The organism is Streptomyces sp. R-74717 (assembly GCF_047305335.1).
Lineage (GTDB): Bacteria > Actinomycetota > Actinomycetes > Streptomycetales > Streptomycetaceae > Streptomyces > Streptomyces atratus.
In genome coordinates this window covers 8,467,224-8,482,192 of the sequence record NZ_CP102361.1, presented here as the reverse complement: position 1 = coordinate 8,482,192, position 14,969 = coordinate 8,467,224, and the positions used below count along the sequence as shown (strand labels likewise).

Sequence of the window (14,969 nt, the reverse complement as noted above, 5' to 3'; positions counted from 1 at the left end):
ACATCTGCCCCCGGTTCCGGGACCGGGCGACCCCACCGGGTCGTGGCGTGATGGTCCCGATTCCCCATTCCTGATTTCCATCCCAATCCCCCTTTCAAACAAGCTTGTTCGCGCCACGTGGCAGGTTCCCGCCGCTCCCTGAACCCTACGGTCACTGATCACCTCACGGTCCAGGCCAGAGATCGGCCCGAGGAGCGCCGACCCGGGCTGTATCAACCAGGTTCTAACGACGCCCGCAGCCGGTCAGCGATCTTCCGCCGAACCCTGGAGCCGATACGCCGCCGGAGATCACGGAAGGTCACCAGCAGGCTGGGTTCCTCGGGGAACCAGCGACAGTTGAATAGGAGAGCCCACCAGTAAGTACCAAGCCCGGACCCCGCGACTTCACCACGAACCCACGGGTCAACCCCCTAGAAATCCGGGCACTGACCCTCGGGTTCCCGCTGAGAACCCTTCAGTTTTCCCGAACTCGCGGGGGACGTGGGGTCCAGCCAAGGTGAGCCCAAAAGGGGCAGTGAGATGATCTCGGCGACTCAGCAGTGCGGTTCGGCGAAAGCGTCCTTGGCCGGTTCATGCTCGTCTTCCTGGCCGTCCTGATCAGTCCAGACTCCGAAGGGCCCAGACAGGCCGGGCTCGTCGGCGCCGAGCTGGAGGGCGCCGCCCTTGAGACCGTGCTCGCCGGGGATCACCGGGTGCCCGCTTCGAGCTGGGCGGGAATGCGGCCGGCGCGGAGCTCCTGCAGGTCGGGGATGTGGTTGTAGAGGGTGCCGGGGCTGACGCCGAGGAGCTTGGCGATCGAGGTGATCGAGTGCTCGGGGTTGGGGAGCATGTCGCGGGCGGCCCGGATGATGTCCGGGTTGACGACGGTGGGCCGGCCTCCGACCTTGCCGCGGACGCGAGCGGCGGCCAGGCCCTCGCGGGTGCCGGAGACGATCAGCTCGCGGATGAACTCCGCGAGCGCGGCGAAGACGTGGAAGACCAGCCGGCCGCCGGGGGTGGTGGTATCGAGCCGCTCGTGCAGCGAGGTGAAGCCGATCTCCCGCTTGCGCAGTTCGCCGACCATGGTGATCAGGTCCTGCAGGGAGCGGCCGTAGCGGTCGAGGGCGGGTACCACCAGGGTGTCGCCGGCGGCGAGGAAGGCGTGGCACGCCTTCAGCTCGGGCCGCAGGTCGTTCTTCCCCGACTTCTTGTCGGCGAAGATCCGGCGGCAGCCGACCGCGTTCAGGGCGTCGAGCTGACGGTCGAGCTTCTGTCCGCCGGTGGACACCCGTGCGTATCCGATGCGGATCTCGGTGCGGACGGCGGTTTCGGCGGCCAGGAGTTCGAACTGGGCGTCTTCAAGTGGCGTGCTCACGCCCGAAATCCTGTCAGGAAACGGTGGTCGGAGGTTGTTGAACCGCCCGGGTTTTTGAAGGACTTTTTGAAGGTCCTGGGGGCCTTCCGGCCGCTCACCCGGCGATCTTCAACAAACATTGGTTTATTGAAGATCTTGATCGCTTGGCCTGCGACGGCGGACCTCCGCCACAGGACATCACGAGCGGGTGGCACGGGTGAAGCGGGCAGCCCACTCCCGGACGAAGTCGACGAACTCGGGAGGGCCGAGCACCTCGAACTCCGCACCCACATTGCCCAGTGCCTGAGTCGGCCAGTCCAGGGTCTGCGAGGTCATCCTTACCCGGCACCGCTGCTCGTCGACCTCCTCGACCGTCGCCCACGGGCCAACGCGCGCGCGAACAGCCGCTGCGGGGGCGTGCACAAGCGCTTCGACGGTGTGCGGAACGGGGACGCCGCCGCTCCCCGCACGGACGAAGGCCGAGGCGTCGTCGGCAGGTAGCTCGCGCGGGCGAAACCGCTCTCCGGTCCCGCGCGGATCGTCGAGGCGGTCGAGGCGGAAGCTGCGCCAGTCCTGCCGGGTCAGGTCGTAGGCGACCAGGTACCAGCGGTACCCGAGCGAGACCAGCCCGTGGGGCTCGACATGGCGGGCGCTGCGCTCGCCACCGCGGGCGGTGTAGGAGAAGCGAAGTCGTTCCTCGTCCCGACATGCCTGCGCGATGGCGGTCAGCACACCGGCCTCGACGGTCTCCCCACCGCCCTCGACCGAGGGCACGGTCACCACCCGCAGGGCGTCGACCCGTCGGCGCAGTCGCGCCGGCATGACCTGCACGACCTTGGTGAACGCGCGGATCGAGGACTCCTCGATTCCGGTAACCGCGCCCTGGGCGGCCGCACGCAACCCAATGGCGAGCGCGACCGCCTCCTCGTCGTCGAGCACCAACGGCGGCAGGGCGGCGCCTGCCGTGAGCTGGTAGCCGCCATCGACGCCGCGACTGGCCTCGACCGGGTAGCCCAACTCACGCAGCCGGTCGACGTCGCGCCGCAGGGTACGCGCAGAAACCCCGAGCCTGTCGGCCAGCTCGCCGCCCGGCCAGTGCCGGTGGGTCTGGAGCAGGGACAGCAGCCGCAGAGTCCGTGAGCTTGTGTTCGCCATGCCCTCCAGGATGGCGGCAATTGAGGTCGGAAAGTGACCGCTATGGCTCATAGCGTGGGTCTCACGAGAACGGCACGGGCCCAGGCCGGGTGCGCCAACTGATCGAAACGAGGAGAACCATGACCGACAGCACGATGTCGACGACCCCCGACACGATGTGGGAAGTGCGGCTGGCCAAGCACCTGAAGGGAGACCTCGGGACCGACACCTTCGACCTCGTACAGGTGCCTACGCCCGAACCGGCCATGGGAGAGGTACTGGTCCGCACGGACTACCTGGGTCTGTCGGTGGCGTACCTGGAGATGCTGCGGGCTGACTCCCGTCTGCCGATCCCGCCGTGGGAGGTCGGCCGGCGCATCGGCGGCGGCGCGGTGGGCACGGTCGTGCGGTCCATCAGTGCGGACCTGGCCGTCGGCGACCAGGTACGCACCATGGCCGGCTGGTGCGAGTACTCGGCCGGGTCTGCCGACCAGTACCCCAAGCTGGACCCCGACCTGTTCCCAAGCCCGGTGCACTACCTCAGCCAGGGGCCCACCGCCTACTACGGGATGTCCGAGATCGCCAAGGCCGGTGCCGGCGATGTCGTCTTCGTCTCCGGCGCGGCGGGCGGCGTCGGGTCGCTGGCCGGACAGATCGCCAGGTGCCGGGGCGCCGCGAAGGTGATCGGCAGCGCGGGTAGCCAGGCGAAGATCGACTACCTGGTTGACGAGCTCGGCTTCGACGCGGCGTTCGACTACCAAGACGGCCCCGTCCTCGATCATCTGCGGGAACTGGCGCCCGAGGGCATCACCGTGTTCTTCGACAACGTCGGCGGAGAGCAGTTCGATGCGGCCGTCGAGGCGGCGGCGCCGGGGGCCCGCTTCGCGCTGTGCGGCGCGCTGGCCACCCAGATCGGCGACCACGAGGACCGGTTCCCCGAGCCGGACCTCACCGCGGCGGCCGCCAAGGGGATCGAGGTCCTGCCGTTCTCCACCTATCACACCCCGGAGCAGATCGCGGCGTGGACCGAGCACTTCAGCACCTGGTTGAGCGAGGACCGCTTCGTGTTCCCCCACACGATCGTGGAAGGCGGCCTCTCGGCAGCTCCCCAGGCGCTCGTCTCCCTGCTGAAGGGCAACTACAAGGGCAACGTCTCCGTCAGGGTCGCCGACTGAGGCACGAAGAGCGCCGCCCGTCACACACGGACGGGCGACGCGCTCCCGGTGACGTACCCACCATCCAAGGAGAACCGGCACCACATGACCGACGCCCCCGTGCTGTCCACCCGCACCCTGAACCGGACACTGCTCCAGCGACAGTTCCTGGCCGCCCGAACCTCCCGCCCGGTACTCGACGTCGTCGAACACCTGGTCGCTTTGCAGGGGCAGGAGCCCAACTGGCCTTACGTGGGGCTGTGGACCCGGCTGGCCGACTTCCGACATGACGACCTGACGGCACTGCTCCGCGACGGGCGCGTGGTGCGCTCCGCAGCCCTACGCAGCACCCAGCACCTGACCAGCAGCAACGACTTCCGCTGGCTGCGGCCCGTCGTCCAGCCCGTCCTGGACCGCACCGCCCGGGCGCAGTACTTCGCTGCGCAGACCGCCGGGTTGGACATCGCCGAGCTCACCGACGCCGGTCGCGAGCTGATGGCCGGCCACACCCTGCCTCGGCGGAAGCTCGCCCTGTCGCTCGCCGAGCGCTTCCCGGGCCGCGACGGCCGCGTGCTCGCGGGGGCGGTGGAACTGCGGGTACCGATGGTGCACGCCCCGGCCACCGGCGCCTGGGGCGCCTGGGGCAACCGCCCCAACATCGCCATCACCCTCGCGGAGCACTGGATCGGCCGACCGATGGCAGCGCCACGAGTCGAGACGGTGATCCGCCGCTACCTGGCGGCGTTCGGCCCGGCTGGCGTCATGGACATCCAGGCATGGTCGGGGCTGACCCGCCTGCATGAGACTCTCGACGGGCTGCGGTCACAGCTGCGCGTCTTCCACGACGAGCGGGGCACTGAGCTCTTCGACCTGCCCGACGCGTCGCTCGCCGACCCGGACCTGCCCGTCCCCGTGCGATTTCTGCCCGCCTTCGACAACCTGCTCCTCGGGCACACAGACCGCGCGCGAGTGATCAGCGAGGCAGACCGCAAGCTGGTGATGCCGGGTCAGGCCATGGTGCGGCCCACCTTCCTCGTTGACGGCTTCGTCCACGGCACATGGTCGGTGAAGGGCTCCGTACTGCTCATCTCCCCCTTCCGGCCGCTGTCGCAAGCGGGCACACAGGCAGTACTGGACGAGGCCGAGCGACTTCTCGCCTTCGTCGCACCTGATGCGGCCAAGCGGGGGGTCACGTTTACCTGAGAACGACGGGCCGTTTCCCCCTCATGCGGCGGCCGCCTCGTTGGTCGCGGCCGTCACCCGGCTGCGCAGCGGCGCATCCGAAAGATAGCGCAGCAGCTGGACGGTGCGGATCACCCGCCGGCCCGAACCGGTGCCACCACTCGATCCAGTACGCCGCGCCCGCCACGATCCCCAGCAGCGAGCGCTCCGGCATCCGCTCCTTGATCGCCTGCACCAGCACCTGGGCGCTCTTGCGTGGCTTCTCGGCCCGGCGGGCTTTGAGTTTGGGCACCCCGGAGTCCGGGTCGATGAACAGCTCGTCGTTGTCCGGGTAGTCGCCGTCTGCCTTCGCCGCCGCGGCGGTCAACCGCTGGCGAAGCTGGGCGACCAGGGTCCGGCCGTCGAACGCCGTGGTGTCATCGGCCTCGCGCAGGCCGACCTCCACCAGATACTCCGGCAGCTTCTCCTCCACCGCCTCCCAGGGCAGCAGTTGCTCGGACCAGTCGGCGTACTCCTCCGAGCCCATCACCGCGACGTCGCCGGTGCGGAGCTCCTCGGCGAGGTAGTAGAACACCATGGCCTCGAAGTGGCGGCGCACGAAGTACCCGGGCCGGCGGCGGTCGCGGATGACCTTCTGCCAATTCTGCGTGGCGAAGGAGGTGCTGACGGGCCTTCCCTGGTCGTCGCGGTCGGGAATGTAGTCGCGGGCCGGGGTGCGGTGGGCCTTGGCGTGTGCGAGCGCGTCCAGGGCGGTGGAGTCCTCGCTGGTGGCCTTCAGCTCGATGACGTCGGTCAGGTCAAACGCCACCGGCCGGTCCGCCTTCAGGTGCCCGTGGAGCAGCACTTCCCAGTTGTCGCCGTGGTGGGCGGAGACCTTCTCGATCCAGGCGTACTGGGCGTCGAACCCGCCGAACTTCTCCACCGCCGCCGTCACGGAGGCCAGGCCGTTGGACTGGACCGTCAGCCCCTCGGCCAGCAGCAGGAACGTGGGCGACACCCGCCCTTCCAGCCGCCCCGCGACCTCCTCCGCGCTGGACTCCTCGTCCAGGCCCTCCAGCGCGTCCAGGGCCTGTTCGGTGATCGCGGCGGCCTTCACCCGCACGGTCTGCGCGGGCCCGCCGGCGTCGCCCTGCTGCAGCAGGGCGCGGTAGTTGCCGACCAGCGCCTCCCCGATCTCCTGCTGCTGGCGGCGGATCTCCTCCAGCTCGTCCCGGGCCTTCTTCGCCTTCGCCGCCATGCGCTTGCAGAACATCATGGCCACGTCGTCCCGCGCCCGCATTCGCGCCTTCGCGGCCAGGCAAGCGATCAGCGCAACCCGCTTGTCCTCGGTGTAGTCCTTCAACGTCGCGGCGTCCTGGGCCTCCGCCTCGCCGGCGAAGTCCGCGACCTTCCCGGACGCCACCCCCTGGAGCCACTTCGCGGTGTCGCCGAGGCCGTCGACCCACTCCAAGTGGCCCTTGAGCCGACGCGATATTGATCAGGTCCGCCGGGTTGTTCTTCGACGCCGCCTCGATCCGAATCGTCTCCTCGGCCACCTTGCGCGCCGCCGGCCCGTCGTAGCGCATGCCGCACCGCTCGCGCACCATGCCGCGGTGGCTCTTGGCGGTCCGCTGCGAGGCGTACACCGGCACTGTGCTCTCCGGCAGCTCCATCACGCGCCGCACGAAATCCACGACCTGGTCCGGCACGTCCTCCTGCTTCGGGAAGCAACCCATCCGCTGATACGACTTCAGCGCTGGCGGCAGCGCGAGCTGGTGCTCATCCGAGTCGGTGACCTCCTCGGCCCAGGTCCGTTCCTCCTCGCCCGGAGTGAAGAACACGTGCAACTCGCGCGCGGTGATCAGCCGCTTGAACCGCGGGTACGCGGTCCGCTCGATCGAGGCCATCCCCACCTCACCCGATACCAGCCCGAATCGGGCGCGCCACGCGCGCCCACGCGCGTATCGTTCCGACAGAGCTGACCGAGGACAGGCAGAATCCGGGACGCCCGGACAAGATCAGCCTGCGGGTGGTAAAGCCGCAACCGCACCAAGATCATCCCACTGCCCCTTTTGGGCTCACCTTGGCTGGACCCCATCGCCCGGTACGAGGCCCGGTTCCGCGCCGACGGGCTCCCGTGTCGACCGCGAGCCGGCCGACGGCGACGAGATCCGCTTCGGATCGGGGGCCCGTGTGGTCCACGCACCGGGCCACACTCCCGGCTCCATCGGTATCCATCTGCCGCACCACGAAGTGCTGTTCACCGGCGGCTGCGTGGCCGGGGTCGGTCAGGTGATGCTGGGCGTCTTCACCATCGACCGGGCGCAGGCCGTGGCCTCGTTCCGACGGCTGGCCGCGCTGGAACCGGCCACGGCCTGCTTCGGGCACGGCGATCCCCTCACCGTCGACGCCGCCGCGGTGCTGCGTGCCTCAGCCGACCGGGACTCCGGCCTCCAGGTTGAGCACGGTTGACCGCTCCCGGGCGCGCAGTGCCCAGCGCAGCCGTTCGTACCGGGTCGGAGGCAGCATGGTGGCCGCCTCCTCCTCGGTGACGAACCGCCAGCCGCGCAGTTCGGAGCCGGGCAGCAGCAGCCGATCGGCGTCCGCACCGGGCAGCAGACCGCCGTCGAAGAGCATCCGCAGCCCTCCGTAGCCGGGCGGTTCGGGCGCCTCCCAGTCGATGACGAGCAGTTTCGGCACCTGTTCGAGATGGATGCCTATCTCCTCGGCCACTTCACGGATCCCTGCCTGTGCCGGTGCCTCGCCGGTCTCGACCACTCCGCCCGGGAACTCCCAGCCGGGCTTGTACGTCGGGTCGACGAGCAGCACCCGGTCGTGTTCGTCGAAGAGCAGCACGCCGGCCGCGACGGTCTCCGCAGTCGGCTCGGGCGTCTGCACGATCTCACATACGGTGGCCGCTCCGGTGCGGACCGCCTCGGCGATCCGCTCGGCCGTCTCGTACGGAGTGAGCGCGCTGGTGTCGATGGTGTGGGCGTCCCGGGTGAGCCAGCCGAGCGCCGCCCGGTAGGGCTCGATGTGCTCATAGGCCCACTGCCGGACGCGCTCGCTGTGCTCCGGGTCGTCGGCGAACTCCACCCGGTCGGCGATCCGTTTGCGCAGGATCGTTTCCTCAGGTGAGAGCAGGACATGACGCACCGGTATGCGCCGGGAGGCGAGCCCTCCGAAGATCTCGTCGCGGTATTCCTGTCGCAGCAGTGTCATCGGCACCACCAGCACCCCGGACACCTCGGCGAGCAGGGCCGCGGCGGTGTCCACCACCAGACGCCGCCAGATCGGCAGGTCCTGGAAGTCCGTCACCTCGGCAAGTCTCTTCTGGGGCAGCAGATACCGCAGCCCTGCGCCGATCAGCTCAGGGTCGTAGAACGTGCTGTTCGGGATCAGATCGACCAGCTCGCGCGCGGCGCTCGTCTTGCCCGCGCTGAACGCACCGTTGATCCAGACGATCACGGTTCCCCCTCTTCCGTAGCCCCCTGTGGCTTGCCCGCAACACCCTGCCGCGAAAACCCGGCTGTGGCGATGACGTTGCCCGAAAGGAACCGTCGGAAGCCTGCGGACGGCGTCCCACGGCCACCGCCGGTTCCCGGCAGGCCGTTGACCATACACAGTGCGTGTGAGGGGTGGCGCCCAGGTCACGCGCCATGAAGCCGAGAGGTTCCGAGGCCGTGAAGGACCCACCATCCCTTCACTCTTCGATCAGAACTCCCTCACCAGTGGAACATCGTGCTCCCGACCTCCATTCCGGGGCCGATGCGTTGATATCTTCATGAACCGAACTCGGGGGACATCCACCCCGGATCCGCCACCCTCCGCGAGGTCGGCCGCCCCGGTGCGAGGCACCGCGCACGGCAGTTGCCACCGTTCCTGGGCAGTGAGCAGGAGCGAGTCCTGTCTCACCGGCACGCCCCGAACGGTGTTGGGCGCACTGGTCCTCCGCTTTCACGTCCTGGGCGGCGACGCATATCCCGTGGCTGGTCGAGACCGGATGCATGCCTTCGACCGGAACTGGAAGGTCTGCTCCCAGAACTACGCGCCAGGGAAGACGATCCCGGTCGACACCAAGCTCGACTTCGGGGCGGTCAAGCTCGAAGAGAACTGCCCCGCAAAGGATCAGAAGGAGTCGGAGGTTGAGGGCAGCAAGATGCCGAACCTGGCCGGGAAGTCCGTGAAGACGGCCCGCGGCACCCTCGACTCCGGTACGTCGATCACGGTGACTGATGCGACTGGTGACCGCATGGTGCTGCTGGAGAGCAACTGGAAGGTCTGCACGCAGAGTCCCAGCCCTGGGGCGGCCCTCACCGGTCAGCCTGTTGAGTTCACCGCCGTCAAGTACGACGAAACCTGCCCATAGTCACCGCTGCTGCAGCCTCTGGCCTCGGACACGACAGTGGCCCCGCCACCCGGGATGGGTGGCGGGCATCATGTCGTTCAGGCGACGTCCTCTGCGGCAGCGGGTATGTCGAGTCCGGTGGGGCCTGGAGAAAGTAACCGTCCGGGCAGTCTGCCCGTCGGCGCCGTCCCTGCCGTCCTTGCCGGCCGTGCCGACTGGACCGGGTGTCACCCTTCAGGCCGGCCGGGCCCACGACAGACCGCCCGTGTGCGCCTGGGGGCCCGTGTGCGCCTGGGGCCCGTGTGCGCCTGGGGCCCGTGGGGCCAGGCGAGCCGGAGTTGGCTCGTGAAGCTGTTTTCGCAGGTCAACAGCTACCCCTTGCTGGAGCCCAGGGTGAGGCCCGCGATGAAGTGGCGCTGGAGCAGCAGGAAGACCACGAGCGTCGGCAGAGCGACGATCACCGAGCCTGCGGCGAGCAGGTTGTAGTCCGTGAAGAACTGGCCCCTGAGATTGTTCAGCGCCGAGGTGATGGGGAGCTTGTCGCCGTCGGAGATGAAGACCAGTGCCCACAGGAAATCGTTGTACATCCAGGTGAACTGGAGCGTGCCGAGCGCGGCCAGGGCCGGTCGGCACAGGGGCAGGGTGATCCGCCAGTACCGGGTCCAGACGCCCGCGCCGTCGACGATCGCGGCCTCCAGGATCTCCTGCGGCAGGGTGCGCATGAAGTTGGCCAGGACGAAGACGCAGAAGCCCAGCTGGAAACCGATCTGCACGGTGATGACGGCCCAGTACGAGTCGAACATCGTCATCGAGTCGGACATCCAGTAGGGCAGCGGGATGCGGTTGAAGACGACGTACAGGGGCGTGACGATCACCTGCTGCGGCAACAGGTTCCCGGCGGTGAAAAGCATGAGCAGGACGAGCCCGCCGCGCATCTTCAGCCGGGCCAGCGCGAAGGCCACGAAGGAGGCGAGGAAGAGGGTGACGAGTACCCCCGGGACCGCGATGATCAGCGTGTTGACGAAGTACTTCGTCATGCCGGAGTCGGAGAACGCCTGGCGGTAGTAGTCCAGGGAGAGGTGGCGCGGCAGCGAGAAGTAACCGTGTGCCGAGGTCTCGTCGTACGGCCGCAGCGAGGCGTACACCGCGAGCAGCAGCGGGGCGAGGAAGGCGAGGGAGACCGCCATCAGGAAGGCGTGGACGCCGATACTGCCGGGGCGGAGCCGGCGCCGGACGGCGGGGGCCGGTGGCGCAGGTGGTGCGGCGGGGCGGGCGGGGGCGATGTGGACGGTCAACGGTTCTTCTCCCCTCGGAGCTCCTGGACCAGGTACGTCACGACGAACCCCAGGGAGACGGCCAGCAGGACGACAGCGATGGCGGAGCCGAATCCGATGCGGCTGGCCTCACCGATGATGTTGTCGGTGACGAGCACCGAGAGGAGTTCGAGTCCGTTGCGGCCGTGGTTGACGGCGTACACGATGTCGAAGGCACGCAGGGACTCGATGACGGTGATGACGCCGACGATGACATTGACCGGCCGCAGCGTGGGGAAGACGATGCGGAAGAAGGTCTGGGCCTCGCCCGCACCGTCGATCGCCGCGGCCTCCTTCAGCGAGGGGTCGACGGCCTTGAGCCCGGCGAGGTAGAGGATCATCACGTAGCCGGTGTGCCGCCAGGCCGCGGCCAGCAGGACCATCCAGATGTTGAGGTTCGGATCGCCGAGCCAGTCGGTCGGCGACTTCGTGTCCCCGATGACCGCGTTGAGGGCTCCCTGGTCACGGGAGAAGATCAGCTGCGCTATGAAACCGACCACGGCGAGCGACAGCACGACGGGCATGTACAGCGTCGACTGGTAGAAGCGGCTGAAGCGCACGCCCCTGTCGATGAGTACGGCGAGCAGCAGCCCGAACGGTGCGGCGACCAGGCCCAGGAAGGCGAGCCAGAGCAGATTGTGCCGGGCGGCGGGCCAGAACTGCGGGTAGTTGGTGAACAGATTCTCGTAGTTCTGCGTACCGACCCACTTGATGTCACCGATGCCGTCCCAGCTCGTGAAGGAAAGCACGACGGAGGCGAGGGTCGGTCCCCACACGATGGCGATGTCGAGCAGGACGGGTATGCCGAGCAGCACACCGAGTACGGCGAGGTCGCGGCCGGTGAACCGCCGCGAGACCCGCCGTCCGGTGCGCCGCGCCGAGGTGAACGACACGGTCGGTACTCCAGGTTCAGTCGGATTCCATCGGGGTCGTCCGGGGTCAGTCGTCTGCGAAGATGGTCTTCTTCTGCCGTTCGATGTCGTTGACCAGGCCGTCCACGTCGTTCGGGCTACTGATGAACTTCTGGATCGCCGGGATCATGACCGTGGAGGAGAAGTCCGGCCGGGTGTCGCGGTCCAGGAACTGGGAGATCTGCTTCGCCCCGGAGACCAGTTCCACGGCCTTCTTCTGGAGCGGTGAGTACGCGGAGATGTCCGCCTGGTCGCTGACCGCGATGTTGTTCGGGTCGCTCTTCAGGTAGATGTCCTCGGCCTTGCCTGTGGCCAGCCACTTGAGCAGGTCCTTGGCGCTCTCCAGGGTCTTCTTGTTCTTGAGGTTCTTCGACTTCTTCGCCAGCAGGAACCCGTCGATGGGTGCCTCGACCGCGTCCTGCCCGTGCTCCGGATTGATGACGGGGAAGGGGAAGAAGTCGATGTCGCCCTGTTCGCCCTTGGGGAACTGTGCGCCCGGGTGCGGCAGGCCGAACACGGCCATGCCGGCCTCCTTCTTCTGGAGGCTGGTGGCCGCCTCCTGCCAGGTACGGCCGTTGGCGCCCTGCTGGCAGTACGGGAGGAGTCGGCGCCAGGTGTCGAAGACTTCCCTGACCCGCTTGTCGGTCCAGGCGACTTCACCCGCCATCAGGCTCTTGTGGAACTCATAGCCGTTGGTCCGCATGTTGATGTAGTCGAAGGTCCCCATGGCGGGCCAGCCGTCCTTGTCACAGAAGGCGATGGGGTCCAGCTTGTCCTTCTGCATCTGCTTGGCGAGCGCCACGTACTCGTCGAGTGTCTTCGGTGCCCGATAGCCGCGCTCGTCGAACAGGCTCTTACGGTGAAAGACGGCCCACGGATAGTAGTAGTACGGCGTGAGGTACTGCTTGCCGTCCGCGCCGGTGGACTGGGCTTTCAGCGCGGCCGAGAAGCCCTTGTAGTCCTGCCAGTTGTCACTGATGTCGTGCAGCAGGCCTTTCTGGGCGAAGAACTGCATCCGGTAGCCGGCGAACCACATGAAGACATCGTCCGGCTTGCCCTGCAGATACCGGTTGATGTTCTCCTGAAAGGTGTTGTGGTCGACGGTGTTGACCTTCACCTTGCGCCCGCCCGACTGCGCCTCGTACGCCGCGAAAGCGTCGGCGAAGGCCCTCTTCGGAATGGGGTCGGACGAATTCGAGCCCATGGTGATCGTCTTGCCGTCCCCGCCGGGGCCGCTCCCGCAGGCGGTGAGCAAGGAGGGGAGTGTCACGGCTCCCGCACCGACTGCCGCACCACGCAACAGACTCCGCCGGGACATCCGATGTCCTGCGACGCTGCCCGGCACACCTGACCTGTCGTAATCAGACTGCGTCATGCCCAACTCCTTTGGGATGCAACCCAACACAACCGAACGTGCGATTGGATCCCACCCCCAAGCGATGGAGCCGTCAAGGGTTTTGACGAGATGCCGAACAACCGATGCCGCTCCCCTTCCAACAGACTTCAACACGCTCTAACGTAATCGCACGCTTTGGCGTGCACATGCCGTGACCGATCCAGCACGAGTATGGAGGAACGTAACGATGCGTCATCTTCCAACCCGTACAACCCGAACCAGCCACCGCGGAGTCATCGGAGCGCTGCTGGCCGGGCTGCTCTGCGCCGCAGGGGCGACCGTTCCCGCCGTCGCGGACTCGCCCGCTCCGCAGGCCGGCAACGGCCTTGCCCTCACCCCTCCGATGGGGTTCAACAATTGGAACTCGACCCACTGTCGTACCGAGTTCAACGAGGCGATGGTCAAGGGCATCGCCGACATCTTTGTCGAGAAGGGCCTCAAGGACGCGGGCTATCAGTACGTCAATCTCGACGACTGCTGGGCAAAGCCGCAGCGTAATGCGGACGGAAAGCTGGAGGCCGATCCGCAGCGCTTCCCGAACGGCATCAAGTCCGTCGCTGACTATGTCCACTCCAAGGGCCTGAAAATCGGCATCTACACCAGCGCCGGCACCAAGACCTGTGACAGCTTGGGACTTCCGGGCGCGCTCGGCCATGAGTACAGCGATGCGCAGCAGTTCGCGGACTGGGGCATCGACTACCTCAAGTACGACAACTGCAACAACCAGGGCGTCGACGCGAAACAGCGCTATACGACAATGCGGGACGCGCTGGCGGCGACCGGCCGCCCCATCGTCTACAGCATCTGCGAGTGGGGCGAGAACAAGCCCTGGGAGTGGGCCGGCGAAATCGGCAACCTCTGGCGCACGACCGGCGACATCAACGACAGCTGGGGCAGCATGCTGTCGATCATGAAGCAGAATCTGCCCCTCGCCGCCGCAGCGGGCCCGGGGCACTGGAACGACCCCGACATGCTGGAGGTCGGCAACGGCGGCATGACGGACACGGAGTACCGCACCCACTTCTCCATGTGGTCCGTGATGGCGGCACCGCTGCTCATCGGTTCCGATCTGCGCAAAGCGGGCCCGGAGACCTTCGAGATCCTCTCCAACCACGAGGTCATCGCGGTCGATCAGGACCCGCTGGGCAAGCAGGGCACCGTGCTCTCCTCCACCGGCGGGCGCTGGGTCGTCACCAAGGAGATGCAGGACGGCAGCCGCGTCGTGGCCCTCTTCAACGAGACCGGCAGCGCACAGCGCATCTCGACGACGGCCGAGGCGGCAGGGCTGCCGAAGGCCACCGCGTACACGATGCGTGACCTGTGGGAGCACACGACGTACAACACGGCGGGCAGCATCTCGGCGACCGTCCCGGCGCACGGGACCGTACTGCTGCGCATCACCGCCGACCGCAAGTGGGCCGCGCATCCGCCTGCCGTGCAACTCGACCTGAACGGAAGCCCGTTGGTCGAGGCCGGGCGCACGGCCGCACTGACGACGACGGTGACCGACCTCGGCCGGACCCCCGCCACGAAGGTCTCCGCGGCGCTCACCGGCCCCTCGGGCTGGCAGGTGAAGGCCGCATCGCCGACCGGATCGCCGGCTCTGCCGACCGGCCGGGCCCTCAACACCCGCTGGCAGGTGACTGCCCCTGCGGGCACAGCCACCGGTACGTACGATCTGACGCTCACCGCGCAGTACCGCTCGCCGACCGGGACACGGGTGAGGTCCACGGTCCCGTTCCAGGCCCATGTGGTGGTCGCGCCACCTGCGGGCGCCGGCTACCTCAGCGATCTGCCCCAGCTCTCCGCCGCCAACGGCTGGGGCCCGGTCGAGAAGGACACCAGTAACGGCGAGAGCAGGGCGGGTGACGGGAATCCACTCACCATCGGCGGCGCGGTCTTCGCCAAGGGCCTCGGTGTGCATGCCGACAGCACCGTCGAGTTCTACACCGGCAAGGCATGCAGCGCCGTGACGGCGCAGGTCGGGGTCGACGACGAGAAGGGCGCCAAGGGAACGGTCGCCTTCGAGGTCTGGGCCGACGGTACGAAGGTGGCGTCGACCGGCGTACTGACCAATGCGATGCCCGCGCAGCCGCTCTCCGCGGATGTGAGCGGTGCGCAGGTGGTACGTCTGGTGGTCACCGACGGCGGGGACGGTGTCGATTCCGACCACGCGGACTGGGCGGACCTGCGGATCACCTGCTGACAGGAGAGCCGAC

Annotated in this window: 11 protein-coding genes and 3 pseudogenes; 5 read left to right on the top strand and 9 right to left on the bottom strand. The window is 67.9% G+C overall.

All coding sequences use genetic code 11. From position 1 onward, the window contains the following. Positions 1-533 precede the first annotated feature (533 nt). From NRF20_RS38955 to NRF20_RS38945, 3 genes are all read right to left on the bottom strand, one after another. A complete protein-coding gene (locus tag NRF20_RS38955) occupies positions 534-689 on the bottom strand; it encodes a hypothetical protein (RefSeq protein ID WP_413754090.1) in 156 nt (51 codons plus the stop codon). After that, entirely contained in the window at positions 686-1,354 is a 669-nt protein-coding gene (locus NRF20_RS38950) for a recombinase family protein (RefSeq protein ID WP_413754089.1), read from the bottom strand. Before NRF20_RS38950 ends, NRF20_RS38955 begins: the two co-directional genes overlap by 4 nt. 177 nt (positions 1,355-1,531) lie before the next feature. Further along, complete coding sequence (locus tag NRF20_RS38945; RefSeq protein ID WP_398634688.1) at positions 1,532-2,488, bottom strand: helix-turn-helix transcriptional regulator; 957 nt, start codon at positions 2,486-2,488, stop codon at positions 1,532-1,534. Between the two features lie 119 nt (positions 2,489-2,607). Here NRF20_RS38945 and NRF20_RS38940 point away from each other — a divergent pair, with 119 nt between their 5' ends. Continuing rightward, positions 2,608-3,642, top strand: a complete 1,035-nt coding sequence (locus NRF20_RS38940) for a zinc-binding dehydrogenase (protein WP_398634687.1) — start codon at positions 2,608-2,610, stop codon at positions 3,640-3,642. Between the two features lie 84 nt (positions 3,643-3,726). Then, on the top strand, positions 3,727-4,824 hold the full coding sequence (locus NRF20_RS38935; protein WP_398634686.1) for a winged helix DNA-binding domain-containing protein: 1,098 nt from the start codon (positions 3,727-3,729) through the stop codon (positions 4,822-4,824). Here the strand turns inward: NRF20_RS38935 and NRF20_RS38930 are convergent. Together NRF20_RS38930 and NRF20_RS38925 are read right to left on the bottom strand one after the other, a co-directional pair. Beyond that, positions 4,817-6,253 carry a hypothetical protein gene (locus NRF20_RS38930; RefSeq protein ID WP_413754088.1) on the bottom strand — a complete coding sequence of 479 codons (1,437 nt, stop codon included), beginning with the start codon at positions 6,251-6,253 and terminating at the stop codon, positions 4,817-4,819. The two genes, NRF20_RS38935 and NRF20_RS38930, sit on opposite strands and share 8 nt — an antisense overlap. A gap of 76 nt (positions 6,254-6,329) precedes the next feature. Continuing rightward, positions 6,330-6,689: pseudogene (locus NRF20_RS38925) on the bottom strand (DUF4158 domain-containing protein); the annotation flags it as partial. 199 nt (positions 6,690-6,888) lie between these two features. Between NRF20_RS38925 and NRF20_RS38920 the strand changes: the two are divergent. After that, positions 6,889-7,254: pseudogene (locus tag NRF20_RS38920) on the top strand (MBL fold metallo-hydrolase); the annotation flags it as partial. Here the strand turns inward: NRF20_RS38920 and NRF20_RS38915 are convergent. Further along, positions 7,213-8,250 (bottom strand): NUDIX domain-containing protein, encoded by a 1,038-nt coding sequence (locus tag NRF20_RS38915; RefSeq protein ID WP_398634685.1) that lies wholly within the window; start codon positions 8,248-8,250, stop codon positions 7,213-7,215. The pseudogene NRF20_RS38920 and the gene NRF20_RS38915 sit on opposite strands and share 42 nt — an antisense overlap. A 520-nt stretch (positions 8,251-8,770) precedes the next feature. On the opposite strand from NRF20_RS38915, the pseudogene NRF20_RS38910 reads away from it, so the two are divergent. Next, positions 8,771-9,151 (top strand): annotated as a pseudogene (locus NRF20_RS38910) (hypothetical protein); the annotation flags it as partial. Positions 9,152-9,501: 350 nt separating this feature from the next. On the opposite strand, the gene NRF20_RS38905 reads toward NRF20_RS38910, so the two are convergent. The 3 genes from NRF20_RS38905 to NRF20_RS38895 are packed head-to-tail and all read right to left on the bottom strand — an operon-like array spanning position 9,502 to position 12,672. After that, positions 9,502-10,413, bottom strand: coding sequence for a carbohydrate ABC transporter permease (locus NRF20_RS38905; RefSeq protein ID WP_398634694.1), 912 nt, complete (start codon positions 10,411-10,413; stop codon positions 9,502-9,504). 8 nt (positions 10,414-10,421) lie between these two features. Next, complete coding sequence (locus NRF20_RS38900) at positions 10,422-11,336, bottom strand: carbohydrate ABC transporter permease (RefSeq protein ID WP_413754087.1); 915 nt, start codon at positions 11,334-11,336, stop codon at positions 10,422-10,424. 46 nt (positions 11,337-11,382) lie between these two features. After that, the gene (locus NRF20_RS38895) at positions 11,383-12,672 is read right to left on the bottom strand and encodes an ABC transporter substrate-binding protein (protein ID WP_413754651.1); all 1,290 of its coding nucleotides are present in this window, start codon (positions 12,670-12,672) and stop codon (positions 11,383-11,385) included. Between the two features lie 265 nt (positions 12,673-12,937). Here NRF20_RS38895 and NRF20_RS38890 point away from each other — a divergent pair, with 265 nt between their 5' ends. Then, complete coding sequence (locus tag NRF20_RS38890; protein ID WP_413754086.1) at positions 12,938-14,956, top strand: NPCBM/NEW2 domain-containing protein; 2,019 nt, start codon at positions 12,938-12,940, stop codon at positions 14,954-14,956. The last annotated feature ends 13 nt before the right edge of the window (positions 14,957-14,969 follow it).

Bases quoted from the DNA above. Each gene is read 5' to 3' on its own strand.
- NRF20_RS38935 (WP_398634686.1), top strand. From the start codon at position 3,727: ATGACCGACGCCCCCGTGCTGTCCACCCGCACCCTGAACCGGACACTG.
- NRF20_RS38890 (WP_413754086.1), top strand. From the start codon at position 12,938: ATGCGTCATCTTCCAACCCGTACAACCCGAACCAGCCACCGCGGAGTC.
- NRF20_RS38940 (WP_398634687.1), top strand. From the start codon at position 2,608: ATGACCGACAGCACGATGTCGACGACCCCCGACACGATGTGGGAAGTG.
- NRF20_RS38895 (WP_413754651.1), bottom strand. From the start codon at position 12,672: ATGTCCCGGCGGAGTCTGTTGCGTGGTGCGGCAGTCGGTGCGGGAGCC.
- NRF20_RS38945 (WP_398634688.1), bottom strand. From the start codon at position 2,488: ATGGCGAACACAAGCTCACGGACTCTGCGGCTGCTGTCCCTGCTCCAG.